Source organism: Nostoc sp. UHCC 0251 (assembly GCF_034932245.1).
In the GTDB taxonomy this organism is placed as follows: Bacteria; Cyanobacteriota; Cyanobacteriia; order Cyanobacteriales; family Nostocaceae; genus Nostoc.
Map to the genome: position 1 here is coordinate 1 of NZ_JAYGHD010000083.1, position 17765 is coordinate 17765.

Genomic DNA, 17765 nt, shown 5'->3' on the forward strand with positions numbered 1-17765 from the left:
AGTCAAAGGCGGGCAAGATGCCCACCCCACAAGATTGGATAATTTATTTCTTGGAGGTTTTGGTATTATGCAAAATCATTTTCATACATGGAATCAGCAACGCCAAAAACTCTTTATCAACAGATTTTATTTCTCTTTGGACGCTCTCCACTCATTACACCCCACATTCGGGAACTAACTTCAATAGTTCAAAAACAGAAAACTGCTGTAATAATTGCGTATGAGATGGCCAAATCATTTTTTCCTAGCGCTGTACACTGCATTTCTATGCATAGCCTTATCCCCTGTTTTGGCTAAACCTCCTGCTGTCTACTCTGCAATGCAAAATTTGACCGAGCAAGAAGAGTGGGGAAAACAAGGAAGTGGGGAACTGGTGAATGCTGAATCCCCTACTTTTTACTCCTTACTCTCCCTTAAAAGCGGCCCATCCCAAACGCAAAGCGTAGTGGAACAGGGCAAAATATTATACGACACAGGCAAGTTTACCGAAGCAATCAAAGTTTTGCAACAGGCTACTGCTGCATTTAAAGCCTCTAAAGATGGATTACAAGAAGCGATGACGTTGAGTAATCTCTCCTTGGCTTATCAGCAACTTGGCTTGTGGGCTGAAGCTGAGGAAGCGATCGCCCAAAGTTTAAAATTATTACAGTCAGGGGAAAATACGGGCACTTCCGGTGAGCGTTCCCAAATTATTGCCCAATCCCTAGATGTGCAAGGACAGTTACAACTAGCACAAGGACAAGCAGAAGCAGCTTTAACTACCTGGCAAAAAGCCGCTGATATTTATCAGCAAATAGGTGACACTGCTAGATTAACTCGTAACCGGATTAACTCTGCACAAGCTTTGCAAGCTTTAGGGCTTTACCTTCAAGCTAACAAGATTTTAAATGAGGTACAGCAAACCCTGACAAGCCTTCCAGACTCACTTCTTGTAGCTACAGGGCTACGTAGTCTTGGCAACATCCGCCGAGTTGTGGGTGATTTAAACGTATCACGGTTGGTATTGGGGAAAAGTTTAGCAGTGGCAAAGCGAGTGCAATCTCCAAAAGCGATCGCTGAGGCTCAACTCAGTTTAGGGAATACAGCCCTTGCCCAGCAAGACACTGAAGCAGCTTCACAATACTACCAGCAGGCTGCTGCTGTATCTGTTTCCTCCATCACCCGCATCCAGGCTCACCTAAATTTACTAAGCTTACTTCTGGAGAAAAAGGAAGATAAAGACGCATTGGCGTTGTCGTCCCAAATCCAATCAGAAATTAGCAACTTACCTCCCAGCCGAAGCTCAGTATATACTCGGATTAAGTTTGCCCAAAGTCTTACACAATTAAAAGAAAAAACTAGCATCGATACCCCCTCATGGCTGAACATTGCCCAGCAATTGTCCACCGCTATTGAGCAAGCGCAAAGCTTACAAGATCAGCGAGCAGAATCTTATGCTATGGGCAGCCTTGGTGAGTTGTATGAAAAGACGGGGCAGTTCTTTGATGCTCAAGACCTCACAGAAAAAGCTTTATTCATAGCTCAAAGTATTAATGCATCGGATATTGCTTATCAATGGCAATGGCAACTGGGACGCATACTGAAAAAAAAGGGAGATATTAAAGGCGCGATCGCATCTTATAATGTAGCCTACAAGACCCTTCAATCTCTGCGTGGCGATTTAGTAGCCATGAATCCAGACGTTCAGTTTTCCTTCCGGGAAAATATCGAACCGGTGTATCGAGAGTTAGTTGAATTGCTGTTGCGTTCTGTCGAAAGCAGCAGCGCTTCTGTTCCCTTCGAGAAGCTAGACCAACGAGACGCTTCTCTACAAAAGGCTAACGCTCCGCGATCGCCATCGCCACAAGAGGGTATCAATCAAGACAATCTAAAGCTTGCTCGTGATGTAATTGAATCTCTGCAATTGGCAGAACTGGATAACTTCTTTCGGTCAGCCTGTTTAAATCCGACGCAGGAACTTGACCCACTGGTTGACAAAAAAGATCAACGAGCAGCAGTGATCTATCCAATTATTTTGCCAGACCGCCTAGATATTATTCTCAAATTGCCTAATCAAGACTTGCGCCATTACAAAACTGTAATAGCTCAAAATGATGTGGAAAACATAATAACAGAACTGAGGAAAGACTTACTCAATGTCACCGCGACTGTTCGGGTTCAGCAGCAGTCTCAACAAATATATGATTGGTTAATTCGACCTGCACAAACAGAGTTAGTCAATAGTGGAATAAAAACCTTAGTGTTTGTACTGGATGGTGAGTTGCGGAATATCCCGATGGCGGTTCTCTACGACAAAGAGCAGGAGAAATATTTGGTAGAGAAATATGCGATCGCCTTGGCACCAGGTTTGCAACTCCTTGATCCCAAACCTTTGCGGCAAGTGCAACTAAATGCTTTAACTGCCGGACTCAGCGAAAAACGCCCAGTCGAAGGCAAAGAATTTCCCAAATTGGAAAATGTACCACGGGAATTAGAAGAAATCAAATCTGAGGTATCCAAAAGTGAAGAACTGTTAAATCAAGAGTTTACCCAAACAAACTTGCAAAATAAATTGCAAACAGTTCCCTTCTCCGTGGTTCACCTAGCAACTCACGGTGAATTTAGTTCTGATGCTGAAAAAACCTTTATTCTCACCTGGGATAAACTGGTTAAGGTCAAAGAATTTGATAATCTACTGCGAGTTAGCGACAAAAACAGGTTTAGTAGTATTGAATTACTCGTCCTCAGTGCTTGTCAAACTGCTGAGGGAGACAAACGAGCAGCTTTGGGACTCGCTGGGATAGCTATGCGGGCGGGGGTACGCAGTACACTAGCAACATTGTGGTCAATAGACGATCGCTCCACCGCCGATGTAATGAGTGAGTTCTATCGACAGCTAAACGCTGGGGTGAATAAAGCCGAAGCACTCCAGGGGGCCCAATTAGCTATTTTCGCTAAGGAAAAAGCTCCATATTTATGGGCACCCTATGTTTTAGTAGGCAATTGGCTGTAATCTACGACAGAAATCCAGTTTCTCTAACTAATACCTAATACCAATTTGAATTGGGATATAGCGCAATACAGTTCAGAATGAGCAACAAAACCCTCATGTAGAGACGCGATTTATCGCGTCTTAAAATACCGATTATCTACACCAATAACCCTTAACCCAAGCGTATTGGGATATATCAGTCGTGAACAATAAGGGACTTGCAAAAAATAAATTATCCCAAATTATTTATAGATTTGTAGGGGCGCAAAGCCTTGCGCCCCTACGACGAGATATTTTTTTAACTGGAAGTCCCTAAGATCCCCGACTTCTCAAAGAAGTCGGGGATCTTATCTCGATTTTCACAACTCATTTAGGATTGCTATAACTGGTTTCTTAGGAACAAGAAGCAGGAGTAAACCAGGAACTATGAGCCAAAGCTTTCGGCGCATCAGCCGTGAGTACAACTTCACCTTTAGTATTTATCACCCACCCTTGCGCTTCCACAATTGGCGCTGGACTGGAACTATTTACCTGATTTGAAACATTTGTACTAACACGATTTTCACCCTTTGGGTTGAGAGTTACCCAATCTAGTTGAACTGCATCAGGAGTGAGGGGTTCGGTTCTGGGGTTAGGTGGTAAGCCGCCGCGTCCGGTGATGGTAAAACTGTTTTGATTTTCACCAGGACGCACTTGACAGGCTTGCGACACTTGAGTATCAACTGGTACAGCGGGTAAGTTAATTAATCCTTGAGAGGGGTCAACATCGAGGGTATTAATTTCTACAATGCCGCTTAAATTAGGTCTTGTTTGGGAAATTGCCGTAATATCATTTGTCTGAAGTTGACGCGGGTCTAAATCCTTAGGGCGCAACCTTTTAAGGTCTTCCTCAGTTAGTGATGCAATGCCAAAAATCTGAGTAGCTTTAATTGTGGCTCTTCCACCACTTCCACTAAATGCATTGGCGGTGATATCGCTGTTTTCATTTGGTTTGGCGACGATGAAGCCGTCAGGCACATTGATGGTGATATTACCGCCATTTCCCCCAGCCCCTCTAGTGCCTGCTGAGGTAGAAATCTCACTATTACGGCGCAGTAACAATAAGTCTTGCAAGTTCAGCGTAATATTGCCACCATCACCGGAGTTAGCTTGCCCAATCAGCTTACCTTGGTCATCCAATTTAATAGAACGAGCGGTGATTTCCAAATCACCTGCCTTTTTTGTACCTTGACTGCTCACAGTTATGTCAGCGTTATTTAAGACATTTAATTCTCCAGTCTTAACTATGATGCTTCCCCCCTCTCCAGTAGATTCTTGAGAAGTGGAAGCTGAAACCTGCGCTCCATCTTGAACAATCAAATTCCCAGTTTCTATATTTAAGTTGCCGGCATTTCCAGTAGATTCAGTCCCAACAAATAAGCCACTAGCTCCCATTTGCGAGGTTCCAATAAGTTGGATAGAGTCCCTGGCGTTGACAGACAAAGTTCCTCCCGTTCCTTGACTAAGAGTATTAGCTGAAACCTGCGCTCCATCTTGAACAATTAAATTCCCAGTTTCTATATTTAAGTTACCGGCATTTCCAGTAGATTCAGTCCCAACAAATAAGCCACTAGCTCCTATTTGCGAGGTTCCAATAAGTTGGATAGAATCCCTGGCGTTGACAGACAAAGTTCCCCCATCTCCAGTAGATTCTGTAGAAGTGGAAGCTGAAATTCTTGCTCCATTTTGAACAATCAATTGCCCAGTTTCTATATTTAAGCTTCCGGCATTTCCAGTAGCTTGAGTCCCGACAAATAAGCCGCTTCTACTCTCACCATTTGTTCCAATAAGTTGGATAGAGTCCCTGGCGTTAACAGACAAAGTTCCTCCTCCTCCAGTAGATTCTAGAGAAGTAGAAGCTGAAACCTGCGCTCCATCTTGAACAATCAATTGCCCAGTTTCAATCTTCAATTCTCCGGCATTTCCAGCACCTTGTGTTACAGTAAACAAGCCACTAGGTATGGGTTTTTCACCTTCTATAATTGGCGACGTTCCAATGAGTTGAATAGAGTCCCTGGCGTTGACAAACAAAGTTCCTCCCCCGCCTGTAGATTCTAGAGAAGTAGAAGCTGAAATCTGCGAACCATCTTGAACAATCAACCGCCCAGTTTCAATCCTTAATTCTCCGGCAGTTCCAGAGTTTGTTGTCTCAGTCAACAGACGGCTTCCTCCCAAGAGTTCTACTGACTCCGATGCGTTTATCCCTAATGTTCCTCCCGATTTTGAGAATAGGGTATTAACCCCAATTTCTGAACTATCGAATGTAACGCGCCTGCCTTGTATTTGAATACCACCACCGCCTTCACCACTAGCACTTACTGTAGTGAAATTGCTAAGAGATACATCTGCTCGCGCTACACTCTCAGGAAAACTTAAGCGGAAATTATTGTTATCAATGTTCAACCCTACTGTTCCCTCTGCTGCCAATCCTCCTAATTCGATTCGACCATCTTGAGCGAACACGATCGCTCCTTCTAAATTCACATCGCCTCCCAATAGCACTAAACTTTGACTCTCAGGAACGAATATGAATGCTTCATTTACTTGAATCGGTTTCACAGGCTGAGATGGAATTTGATTGATTAGAAATGCAGAAGGATTCACTCTCAGCAAGGGGTTAAGCGGACTGACGGGTGAAGTTATGGAAAATTCTCCACCACCTGGAAACTGGATCGCACTGGCTGTTGTGCCGATAAATGAACCGCCAATATTTAATGCAGCATTTCCTCCAAATATGATGCCATTGGGATTCATTAAAAAGAAATTAGCATTACCTTGAGTTTGAAGTGTTCCCTGGATGTCAGAGGGGTTTATCCCTGTAACTCGCACCAAAATATTGTTGATGGTAGAGGCATTTTGGAAATTGACTACCTCCTCACTCGTAATACTAAAGTTCCTAAAACTATGGAATAAATTTGTATTGCCAACGGTTGTACCCCCTGTAATATCCAAGGTAGTGTCGTCGATTCGCTCCACTTGAGTTCCTACAGAGGGATCGGGAGTGATCTGAGCGGATGTGCAATCGCCTCCTCGTATTCCAATCGCACCCACTATAATCACCAAGCAGGGCAACCCTAAGTGGCAACCGCGACCAAACCAACTTCTTAAACTCACAGAACTTGTCTCCTAACCCTTAAAAGTTATTTCATTGCAATACAGAACACCACTTTAGTAATGCTTGTGCGAACCGTTGCCTCTACCCATCTCCAGGTAACTCTGTTTGAAGGTTAGGTTTTTGATTACTAATTTGCTGTTGTGACAGTAGTGACTGTACGAATTTTAAGACTTAACGTGAGTTCAATAAACCTCTGTATACACAGTAGAAGGCGAGTTTGGCTCCCCAACTCTAGTAGGAAACTCTGCTGAGGAGTTAAATTTTTAATTCAAATAACTTAATTCATCATTATTCTCAACTCTCAAAGGCACTATAACAGATCCATTCCAGTCAAGGTTACGAGGTAGCCAGGCTAGCTGTTGATTCAAATAAAATAGAGCGCCGGTGCCTGCGTTATATGTAAAAATACTAGCAGATTTGCTAGTAGTACTCGATCCGAGGGTTAGTGGACGAGTTTTAAACATAGTAGAATCAGTAGCAGCATCTTCACTCGATTCAAGGGTTAGTGGACGAGTTTTAAACTTAGTAGAGTCAATAGCAGTATCTTCAACCACTTCATAATCGGTCAGAGATGATGGTGCACCAATAACATAATTAGACTTAGAGGAGCTAATAGTAGAGGTAGTAACTTTCAGAATATCGTTAGTAACTGAGAAGTCTGTAATTCTATCAATACCGCCACCTGAGTAATTCAAGACAAAGGTATCTCTACCGCTACCACCAGTGAGATAGTCATTACCACCTCCTCCCACCAACATGTCATTACCTGCCCCACCTATTAGAGTGTCATTGCCTGCATAGCCGTATATTTGATCGCTTCCCTGAGTCCCAGTTAGATAGTTGTTTCCAGAGTTGCCATGAATCACTACCATGTTCGTTGCTCCCGGATAAATGAGTGTTTCCACTGTTGATCTTAACCAGCAATTAGCATGACTGATGAGATTTGTTAACAACTAAAAATAAGGCGCTCTCTTCAGCATTAACACTGTCAATATTAAGTTATCCTCTCTTTATGCACCGCTTTAGCTGCATTGCAATTATTGTAATAAACCATAACGTCCAACAATGCGTGCAAAGGCAAATTCTGGCAAACTAACAGCTGTTAACAAATTAGCCCAATCATCACCAACTACTCGTGAGCCTGAATTAGTGTGGCGTAGATCAGCTAAATTAGTTACATCCTCGCAAATATAATTAACAGCATAGGCAATATACTTCCTTGATAATGTGGTGAAATCCACCTCAATACTTGCCGGGTTTTGAGTAAAAGGGGAATGTGAAAGAGGAAAGAAAAACCTTCAACCTAAACCCAGTAACCTTTTACCCAAACTAAATTCCAGTTTAAAACCTAAAACCCGATCAGTGATTATTCAGCCTGCTAATATCGCTAACAATAAGTTGGGAACTAATACTTGCAGTTCGTTACCACAAGGGTGTCATCAAAATACTGAGAGTTCTGCTGATGAGAGTAGCCACTCTAATGGATTGTAGTTGAACATAAGCAATTCTCAATCCCCAATGACAAACCTAAACCTGTTTTTCTATAACTTCAGGGTAGCTCAGGCTGCACATAATACTTAGTTAGTTCGTTACCTTTATTACTTTTTGTAGTCGTTTTATCAAGAAAGGCAGAGTGCAAGAATCAGAATTCCCTTCTGCCCTCTGCCTCCTGCCTTCTTCAATTCAGTAAATTATTTACACAATACTGGTAATACCTTAGACAAGTTACTACGTATTTAAGCTCTGAGTGCAGGAGTCACTGAAAATTCATTTCTTTAGTTTATCTAAAGTCGCATCTAAGTTCTCAAATTACCTTTCTAAGATAGAAGCAGCAACCATAAGTTGCCATACACGACTAAAACAAAACCCAATTAACAGCTAGTGGCTGCGGAGAACATAAAAATGGCTAAAGCGCCAGAATTCTTAGACTCGTCTATCAATGAAATTACAGACTTAGCTCTAGATCGCGATTGTACAACCTTATCCCGTCACGTCCTCCAGCAACTTCAGAGTTTTTCGCCAGATGCACAAGATTTAAGTGCGCTGATGAATCGCATTGCCTTGGCTGGCAAACTAGTTGCTCGCCGCATGAGTCGCGCTGGTTTAATGGAAGGCGTTCTCGGATTTACTGGGGAAGTTAATGTGCAAGGAGAATCCGTCAAAAAGATGGATGTCTATGCCAATGATGTATTTATCTCAGTTTTTAAGCAAAGCGGCTTAGTTTGTCGCCTAGCTTCTGAGGAAATGGAAAAACCCTACTATATCCCGGAAAATTGCCCCATTGGTCGCTATACTCTGCTGTATGACCCAATTGATGGCTCATCTAACACAGATAATAATCTCAGCTTGGGTTCTATTTTCGCCATTCGCCAGCAAGAAGGAAGTGATAGCGATGGTAAGGCAACTGACCTCCTCACCAACGGACGTAACCAGCTTGCTGCCGGATACATCCTGTATGGCCCCTGCACGATGCTGGTTTATACTATAGGTAAGGGCGTTCATTCTTTTGTCCTTGATCCCAGCTTAGGAGAATTTATTCTCACAGAAGAAAATATCCGGATTCCTAACCACGGCTCTGTTTACAGCGTGAATGAAGGTAACTTCTGGCAGTGGGAAGAATCAATTCGAGAATACATCCGCTACGTTCATCGCACAGAAGGCTACAGCGCTCGTTATAGCGGCGCAATGGTGAGCGACATCCATAGAATTCTGGTTCAAGGCGGCGTGTTTCTCTACCCAGGCACAATTCAAAACCCAGAAGGGAAATTGCGCTTGCTTTATGAAACTGCTCCTTTAGCCTTTTTGATTGAGCAAGCAGGCGGTCGTGCTACTACAGGATTGGTAAATATCTTAGATGTAGTGCCGAAAAAACTGCATCAACGCACGCCCTTAATTATTGGTAGCAAAGAGGATGTAGCAAAGGTGGAGTCTTTTATTCAAAACGGACACTAGAAGACAATTCGTAATTCGTAATTCGTAATTCGTAATTACTGTTACGTAAGGGCTTTAGAGGTTTTATAAGGGTGATTTATTTACGCTGTGCTGTACTCTCATCTGCCATTAATTAAACGTTAATCATGGTGATTTAGGATTGGGAATGCAAAATAGCGCTTTTTGAAGATCAATTAAGGATTATCTCAGCTGGCCGATGCAATAAGTGATTGGCAACGCCACAATTCAAAAGTAAGCATCAATGCGTTTTGCCAACTTTACTTAGAAACATCACCATACAGGAGTGAAAACTGGCTATGTCTACCAATCATCTACTAGAAATTAACCAATACGGTCAAAGTATCTGGATGGATAATTTGAGCCGTGACATTATTCAATCAGGCGAACTCAAAGACATGGTTGAAAATCAAGGAATCTCTGGGATTACCTCTAACCCAGCTATCTTTGAAAAAGCGATCGCAGGTAACGTCATTTATGATGCTGATATCGAAGCCGGAGTTCGTGCTAATTTACCCATAGACAAAATTTACGAATCCCTAGTTTTTGCAGATATCCGTAATGCTTGTGATATTTTACGCCCAGTTTATGAAGCCACTAATAGACTAGATGGTTATGTGAGTATCGAAGTTCCACCAACTATCGCCCATGATACTGAAGCAACTATAACTGAAGCCCGGCGCTATTTCCAAGAAATTGGTCGGGAAAATCTGATGATTAAAATTCCCGGTACAGAACCTGGTTTGCCAGCAGTAGAGCAGGTAATAGCTGAAGGAATGAACGTTAATATCACGTTGCTGTTTTCTGTAGAAAGCTACGTAAACACAGCTTGGGCTTATATTCGTGGCTTAGAAAAACGGTTGGCTGAAGGTAAAGACATCAGTAAAATTGCTTCAGTCGCCAGCTTCTTCCTCAGCCGGATCGATAGTAACATTGACGCCAAGATTGATGCTAAGTTGAAAAAAGGCGTTGATGATATTTCTGTGGAAGCAAAGCTAAGAGATGTTAAAGGGAAAGTAGCGATCGCTAACGCTAAGATTGCATACCAAGAATACAAGAAAATCATTAGAAGTGAGCGTTGGCAAGAGTTGGTAGCCAAAGGAGCCACAGTACAACGGCTACTTTGGGCTAGTACCAGCACCAAAGACCCCAACTACAACGACGTGATGTATATCGAAGAGTTGGTAGGCCCTGATACCGTTAACACCGTACCACCAGCGACGATTAAAGCTTGTGCCGATCATTGTAACGTGAGCGATCGCTTAGAAACAGATGTAGATAATGCTTACACGCTGATCGAAAACCTCAAAGATCCCGACATCAACATCGATCTTGATGCCGTTATGGATGAACTGTTAGTTGACGGTATTGACAAGTTCATTCAGCCCTTCCAGTCCTTGATGAACTCTTTAGAAGACAAGATCAAGGTATTGTCACCAGTGTAAGGGCTGGGGAGTGGAGAGTGGGGAGTGGAAAAGAAGCAGGGGAGCAGGGAGCAAGGGAGAAGAATTTTCCCCTCTGCAAGAGCAGCACCCCGCCCCTCTGCCTCTTCTCCATGCCCAATGCCCAATGCCCCATGCCCAATCCCAAATCCCTAATCCAAAATCCAAAATTCCTATGGTCAGTCTGCTAGAAAATCCCTTACGCGTTGGTCTGCAACAACAAGGGATGCCCGAACCCCAGATTATAGTTATCTTTGGCGCTTCTGGTGATCTCACCTGGCGCAAACTAGTGCCAGCACTTTACAAATTGCGGCGAGAACGGCGGATACCGCCAGAAACTACTATTGTCGGCGTAGCGCGTCGAGAGTGGAGCCATGAATACTTCCGTGAACAAATGCAGAAGGGCATGGAAGAGGCACATCCTGATGTCGATTTAGGGGAACTTTGGCAAGACTTCTCTCAAGGTCTGTTCTACAGTCCTGGGGATATAGACAACCCCGAAAGCTACAAGAAACTAAAAACCTTATTGAGTGAATTAGACGAAAAACGGGGCACGCGAGGCAATCGCATGTTCTACCTCTCAGTTGCCCCCTCATTCTTTCCCGAAGCGATTAAGCAGCTAGGAAGCGGCGGGATGCTAGAAGATCCCTACAAACATCGTCTAGTAATTGAAAAACCTTTTGGTCGGGACTTGGCTTCTGCCCAAAGTCTTAACCAAGTAGTACAGAAATATTGCAAAGAACATCAAGTATACCGTATTGACCACTACTTAGGTAAAGAAACAGTCCAGAATTTGCTGGTGTTTCGCTTTGCCAATGCGATTTTTGAACCCTTGTGGAATCGTCAATTTGTTGACCACGTACAAATTACCGTGGCAGAAACCGTGGGCGTAGAAGACCGGGCTGGTTACTATGAAAGCGCCGGCGCACTAAGAGATATGTTGCAAAATCACCTCATGCAACTTTACTGCCTAACGGCAATGGAAGCACCCAACGCAATGGATGCTGATAGTATCCGTACAGAAAAAGTGAAGGTACTCCAAGCTACTCGTTTAGCTGATGTTCACAATCTGTCGCGGTCAGCAGTTCGTGGTCAGTACAGTGCTGGTTGGATGAAGGGTCAAGCAGTGCCAGGGTATCGGACAGAACCAGGCGTTGACCCCAACTCCGGCACACCCACCTATGTAGCGATGAAGTTTTTGGTGGATAACTGGCGCTGGAAAGGTGTTCCATTCTATTTACGTACCGGAAAACGGATGCCAAAAAAAGTGAGTGAGATTTCAATTCACTTCCGCGAAGTTCCGTCTAGGATGTTCCAATCTGCTGCCCAACAGACAAACGCTAATATTTTGACGATGCGAATTCAGCCCAATGAGGGTATTTCCTTGCGTTTTGATGTCAAAATGCCTGGGGCAGAATTCCGCACTCGTTCCGTTGACATGGACTTTAGTTATGGTTCCTTTGGCATCCAAGCAACATCTGATGCCTACGATCGCCTATTCCTTGATTGTATGATGGGCGATCAAACATTATTCACACGGGCGGATGAAGTAGAAGCAGCTTGGCAAGTAGTAACACCAGCCCTTTCCGTTTGGGATGCACCCACCGATCCTACTACTATTCCTCAGTACGAAGCCGGTACTTGGGAACCAGCAGAAGCAGAATTCTTGATTAACCAGGATGGCCGTCGCTGGCGCAGACTGTAGAATTTTAGATTTTAGGTTTTAGATTTTAGATTGGGGACGGTGAAATAGGTAATAGGGAATATGAAAAACTATTACCAATTACTAATTACAAAATTACTAGTTCTTAATCTCAAATCCAAAATCCAAAATCCAAAATCTCAAATCCAAAATCCAAAATCCAAAATCCAAAATCTCTTATGGCTCTCCAAGCTTCTACAATTTTCTCACTCCAGGCACCGAAAGATATTTCGCTTAACGAAATAGATGCCGAACTCAATCAAATTTGGCAAAGTTATGGCATTACTGGCGAGGACGGTGGACTTCCCAGTGCTACTAGGGCAACAACATTTACTTTAGTGGTCTACGAACCAGAAGAAACTCAGTATTTGTTGGCTGCCTTGGGATTTTATAGCGGCCCAATTGATGGGATTTTAGGGCCACAAATGGTAGCAGCATTGCGGGAAATGCAAAAGAAACATAGTCTGCCAGAAACTGGAACACCAACACAAGAAACTCTTACTGTATTACGAGAAGAATTCGCTAAAGGCCAGCGAAGCGGCTCTGTCGGAGAACATCCGCCTGGTGGATTAAATAGCGCCAGCCCCAGAATTGCCGATGAAATCGCCCTCCGCAATCCCTGCCGCATCATTGCGCTATTTCCCATTGCTGGCGAAGATGAAGGGGTTAAGGCTCAAGTTTCTGCTTATTGCCCCATCCAAAAGCAATCATCAAGCACACTTATCTGCTGCGAATACATCACTCTCAGTGGAACTGCTGCTGCCTTAGAACGGATCGGTGGCATGATTCCAGCATTGTTGATTGGCGGCTTGCCAAAGTTTCTCTGGTGGAAGGCAACACCAGACCCTAGCAACAGTCTATTCAAACGCCTAGCAGCAATCTGCAATAATGTCATTGTAGATTCTTGCAATTTTAACGAGCCAGAAAGTGATTTACTCCGCCTACAAGAGTTGGTAGAAACGGGTGTACCTTTGGCTGACTTAAACTGGCGTCGCCTCGCATCATGGCAGGAATTGACAGCTGAAGCTTACGACTCACCTAACCGTCGCGCCGCCCTCAAAGAAATTGACCGCGTTACCATTGATTACGAAAAAGGCAACCCTGCCCAAGCTTTGCTGTTTTTGGGTTGGCTGGCAAGTCGCTTGGAATGGCAACCAGTTTCTTATGAAAAGGAAAGCGGTGATTACGACATCACTCGCATCCGTTTTATTGCTCAAGATCAGCGACAAGTAGAAGCAGAGTTGGCAGGAGTTCCGGTTGCTGATGTGGGCGATATTGTTGGTGACTTGATTGCCTTGCGCCTCAGTTCGACAAATCCCCAGGCAGACTGTGGTACAGTCATCTGTTCGGAAACTGGTGGTTGTATGCGGATGGAAACCCACGGTGGTGCCCAATCTGCCGGTCTGTTTCAACAGGTGACTTCACTTTCGGAACAAAAGGCGGAAGCTTTGCTGAGTCAGCAGGTGCAACGCTGGGGCCGCGAGTCACTTTTTGAAGAAAGCCTGGGAGTGACAGCGAATATTTTCAAATCGGCGAATTAAAAGAGACGCGATTCATCGCGTCTGTACAAAAGTTAGGAGAGATACGATTAATCGCGTACAGGAGTTAAGAGTTATAATTCATAACTTCTCACTCTCAACTCCTAACTTTTTTTATGTCTGTAATTATTGCTGGAGAACGTAGTGGGGTGGGCAAAACAACAGTTACGCTCACCCTTTTAGCATCTTTACGTCGTCGCGATCGCCTGGTGCAATCTTTCAAGGTAGGCCCAGACTACATTGATCCGATGTTTCATCAACACGTAACTGGTCGTGCTTGTCGAAATTTAGACCCGGTGCTAACTTCTGAAGCCTACGTTCAGCAATGTTTTGCCCGTCATAGCCAACTGAGTGAATATGCCCTCGTGGAAGGGGTGATGGGGTTATTTGATGGTATTTCGTCATTAGTCAATAGTCATTTGTCATTTGCAAAAGACAAAGGACAAAGGACAAATGACAAAGGACAAATTACTGATTTTGCGAGTACGGCACACATCGCGCGGCTTTTAAATTTACCTGTGATGTTGGTGATTGATTGCAGTCGCTTATCTGGTTCTGTGGCTGCGATCGCTCACGGCTATCAATCTTTTGATCCCCGAATTAAAATAGCTGGGGTAGTACTCAATCGCGTGGGGAGCGATCGCCATCTCTCTCTACTCAAAGATTCTCTAGAAGCCTTACAATTACCTATCCTCGGCGTACTGCGCCGTCAAGATAACATTACAATTCCCGATCGTCATTTGGGTTTAGTTCCCACAGCAGAACTTCCCGAACTCAACGCTTTAATTAATCGCCTCGCCGATTTGGGAGATACTTGCTTCGATTGGCAACATTTATTACCCCTATTAAAATCAAAACCTCTCCCTCATCCCCCCCATCCCCCTCATCCCCCCTCCTCCCCAGTCAGGATTGCAGTAGCCCGCGATCGCGCTTTTAATTTCTACTACCAAGACAATCTTGATTTGCTGCAACAGTTTGGTGCAGAATTGGTTTTCTGGAGTCCATTAGAAGATGCTGCAATACCAAAAAATGTGCAGGGAATGTATTTTGGCGGTGGTTTCCCAGAAGTTTTTGCCCAGCAACTAGCAGAGAATACCAGCGTTCGTGATGCAGTGAAAACAGCAATTCTTCAAGGAATGCCTGCGATCGCTGAATGCGGGGGATTAATGTATTTATGTGAGCAAATTATCGATTTTGAGGGAAAATCTTGGTCGATGGCAGGAGTTTTAACCACATCTGCTGTCATGGGTGGGCGTTTAACTTTGGGCTATCGTCGTGCAGTAGCTTTGCAAGATAATCTGTTAGTGAAAGCAGGTACAACTGTTTACGGACATGAGTTTCATCGTTCCCATTTAACTTTAACTCCCACTCAACCCCTATTTGAAACTTCTCGCTACGATTGTGATGAAAATATGGGATGCGAGGGATGGGGTTTCCCTGCAAATGTTCACGCCTCTTATGTTCATCTGCATTGGGGAGAAAGTAGAGAAATTCCCCAACAGTTTCTTAAAAAATGTCGGAAAGTAGAATCTATAGAAACGTAGATTTAAACATGCACAGAACCCAGTAGGTTAACTCCGCAAGGAGGTGACATTCATATCGTCATTCAATCTGCGAATCAGACGGGATAGCTCACGAATGATATTCACGGCGATTTCGGGAGTTTCTTCGATCGCATCATACAGCTGCTCTTGGGTCAGTTCCAAAAATTCACAAGGTTCTAAAGTCGTTGCGCTGGCAGAACGAGGTTGAGTATCAAATACTGCCATCTCACCAAAGTATTTTCCCTGTTCTACCTCTGCAAGTTGTTTATTACCGATGTGAACTTTAACTCGCCCTGACACAACAATATAGAGCGATCGCCCTTCTTCTCCCTGGCGAAAAATGGTGTAATTAGCTGGAAATGACAATTCGTTCATTACTGAAGTGAGCCGCACGATAAAATCATCCCGCAATTCCTTAAAAATCGGGACTCGCCGGACAAATAATAAACGGTCAACACTGGTTAGCATAATTACAAGTTAAACACCAAACATTACTGTACATTAAACTGAAGCCAGAGCGCGATTAGTCATAATAACCGATGTTGAACGCTAGCTGCCAAGAATATTTCAAAGTTTAGTATGTCTTCAATAGGAGCGATGCCTACGGTGGTAAACTACGCACACAAGCTTCTCAGATACTAACTCAGTATGAGAGACTTCTTGCATAAGTCGGGAAAAGGGGAAGGTGGGGCCCCCTCTGGGGATAAGGGGCGGGGGGAAGGGGAAAAGGTTTTGTATTGTCCCCTTCCCCTTTAACCTTTACCCTTTTCCCCCCTCTTGCAAAAAGCACTTTTGCAAGAGGTATGAGGTGTGTGCATGTGCTACTCCTCGTACTACAGCCCCCGTAAAACCTCCTAGAGTTGCTGCAAGGTATCCATTTTGCCAATTTCTATGTAATGACATTTTTCAAAACAAGACTTTATTTATTTGGAAATAGCTGTAACTAGAAAAATACCTGTTTTTAATAAGAATTACAAAGCAGGGTTTTTGGATAGGCTCTAAATACATTACGTTTAAGGGTCATGAATGACGATGGATAGAAAGCCCACAAAACATATGGTTTAGTTATTAATCACTTATGAAAAGAGGAGTTAAGAGCGATCGCTTTTATCACCCTTAACCCCCGCTTTTTGATCAATCTATACAGTTAGTTGCATCATACTAGCACTATCGTATAGACCTACCAATTTCCTAACTGCGCTGCTGACTCAGCGCTTTCCTTATCTGACTATCTTTTCATATTTGACTTAAGTCATTACCTTTGCTCTGTGACAGTTTGAGATTGCACAGTGGGATGAAATGAGGCAAGCTCTTGAGGCAGGGGGAGAACTTTGAAAGTTGCTAAATCATCCCGCAACTATGCAATCCGGGATTTTCTATATTCTACATTTTTACTTTGTTGCCGAGCCTCGATAAATTCGCTCCATTTGCTCTGGAGAAAGCACTGTCATTGGAAACCATTCACGTGTGGAAACAGGCAGTTCCTGAGTTTTAGTGAAATGTATTTCCACATTGCTAATTGAAGATGGGCTAACTAATGTCTCATCTATCTCTGATGGGAGAAGCTGATTTTGGGGCAAGACATAGGCGTGCTTTTGTGGATCGTATGCCAAAACTTCTCCTGTTTCGATTTGATAAATCCAAGCATAAATCTTGAGTTGCCCTTGGTGAAGCTTAGAGCGAATCACCGGATAAGTCCGTAAATTTTCGATTTGGGTGAGTACATTCTCAGCAATAATTATTTCTAAAAGTTCTTCCCCTTCGTAGTCGCTATAATTGTCTTTCACCAATCTTCGGGTTGCCTCTGCATATTTGAGCCAGTCATGTACAAGCGGCATTTCTATCCGCAAGCTGTCTAACTTCATTAACCCTTTCATCGCACCACAATGCGAGTGACCACAAACAATAATTTGTTGAATATCTAATGCTTGAATCGCATATTCAATTGTTGCCCCTTCACCGCCATTAGTCGCACCAAATGGCGGAATAATGTTGCCTGCATTGCGGATAACAAACAATTCACCTAACCCAGCTTGTGTAATCAGGTTGGGATCAATACGCGAATCTGAACAAGTAATAAATAGTACTCTGGGTTTTTGACCATGAGAAAGTTGTTCAAACAGTTCTTCATGGGTAGAAAAATAACTACTTTGGAATTCACGCAAACCTTTAATCAATTTTTTCATAGAAGCACCTAAAACAACAAGTAATACTTGAAATATTTCGTAAAAATTGAGTTCTCAAATTAAGGAAGGACGGGTTATATCATGTCCGGTAAAAGACTTATCATTAAGACCGCAGGGGATAGGGTGCAGGGGACAGGGGACAGGGGGCAGAGAGCAGGGGGAAAGAGAGTTTTAAGATTTTTGCATCATATATGCCCGGAATGATAACTAATTAAGCGGAAATGATAGACATCTCCAGAAATTAAATATGCGTTACCCAGAACCCTTGTAGAGACGTAG

At 43.5% G+C, this 17765-nt stretch carries 11 protein-coding genes; 6 read left to right on the plus strand and 5 right to left on the minus strand.

The features are described from left to right. Positions 1 to 319: 319 nt before the first annotated feature. A complete protein-coding gene (locus VB740_RS12005) occupies positions 320 to 2992 on the plus strand; it encodes a CHAT domain-containing protein (protein WP_323200229.1) in 2673 nt (890 codons plus the stop codon). Between the two features lie 372 nt (positions 2993 to 3364). On the opposite strand, the gene VB740_RS12010 is transcribed toward VB740_RS12005, so the two are convergent. From VB740_RS12010 to VB740_RS12020, 3 genes are all read right to left on the minus strand, one after another. Continuing rightward, positions 3365 to 6124 carry a filamentous hemagglutinin N-terminal domain-containing protein gene (locus VB740_RS12010; RefSeq protein ID WP_323200230.1) on the minus strand — a complete coding sequence of 920 codons (2760 nt, stop codon included), beginning with the start codon at positions 6122 to 6124 and terminating at the stop codon, positions 3365 to 3367. 264 nt (positions 6125 to 6388) lie between these two features. Further along, positions 6389 to 7030 carry a hypothetical protein gene (locus VB740_RS12015; protein ID WP_323200231.1) on the minus strand — a complete coding sequence of 214 codons (642 nt, stop codon included), beginning with the start codon at positions 7028 to 7030 and terminating at the stop codon, positions 6389 to 6391. Between the two features lie 132 nt (positions 7031 to 7162). After that, the gene (locus VB740_RS12020) at positions 7163 to 7366 is read right to left on the minus strand and encodes a hypothetical protein (RefSeq protein WP_323200232.1); all 204 of its coding nucleotides are present in this window, start codon (positions 7364 to 7366) and stop codon (positions 7163 to 7165) included. 661 nt (positions 7367 to 8027) lie between these two features. Here VB740_RS12020 and fbp point away from each other — a divergent pair. The 5 genes from fbp to VB740_RS12045 all read left to right on the plus strand — a co-directional run bounded on the left by fbp (position 8028) and on the right by VB740_RS12045 (position 15300). Then, the gene (fbp, locus tag VB740_RS12025; protein WP_323200233.1) at positions 8028 to 9077 is read left to right on the plus strand and encodes a class 1 fructose-bisphosphatase; all 1050 of its coding nucleotides are present in this window, start codon (positions 8028 to 8030) and stop codon (positions 9075 to 9077) included. A 296-nt stretch (positions 9078 to 9373) separates the two neighbouring features. After that, positions 9374 to 10519 (plus strand): transaldolase, encoded by a 1146-nt coding sequence (tal, locus tag VB740_RS12030; protein WP_323200234.1) that lies wholly within the window; start codon positions 9374 to 9376, stop codon positions 10517 to 10519. A 172-nt stretch (positions 10520 to 10691) separates the two neighbouring features. Further along, positions 10692 to 12221: a glucose-6-phosphate dehydrogenase gene (gene zwf, locus VB740_RS12035; RefSeq protein WP_323200235.1), complete on the plus strand. Its 1530-nt coding sequence runs from the start codon at positions 10692 to 10694 to the stop codon at positions 12219 to 12221. A 176-nt stretch (positions 12222 to 12397) separates the two neighbouring features. Next, positions 12398 to 13759 (plus strand): glucose-6-phosphate dehydrogenase assembly protein OpcA, encoded by a 1362-nt coding sequence (opcA, locus tag VB740_RS12040; RefSeq protein WP_323200236.1) that lies wholly within the window; start codon positions 12398 to 12400, stop codon positions 13757 to 13759. A 113-nt stretch (positions 13760 to 13872) separates the two neighbouring features. Continuing rightward, positions 13873 to 15300: a cobyrinate a,c-diamide synthase gene (locus VB740_RS12045; protein WP_323200237.1), complete on the plus strand. Its 1428-nt coding sequence runs from the start codon at positions 13873 to 13875 to the stop codon at positions 15298 to 15300. Positions 15301 to 15327: 27 nt separating this feature from the next. Here VB740_RS12045 and VB740_RS12050 read toward each other — a convergent pair whose 3' ends face one another. After that, a complete protein-coding gene (locus VB740_RS12050; protein WP_194042938.1) occupies positions 15328 to 15768 on the minus strand; it encodes a Crp/Fnr family transcriptional regulator in 441 nt (146 codons plus the stop codon). 923 nt (positions 15769 to 16691) lie between these two features. Beyond that, complete coding sequence (locus tag VB740_RS12055; protein WP_323200238.1) at positions 16692 to 17486, minus strand: carbonic anhydrase; 795 nt, start codon at positions 17484 to 17486, stop codon at positions 16692 to 16694. Positions 17487 to 17765 lie beyond the last annotated feature (279 nt).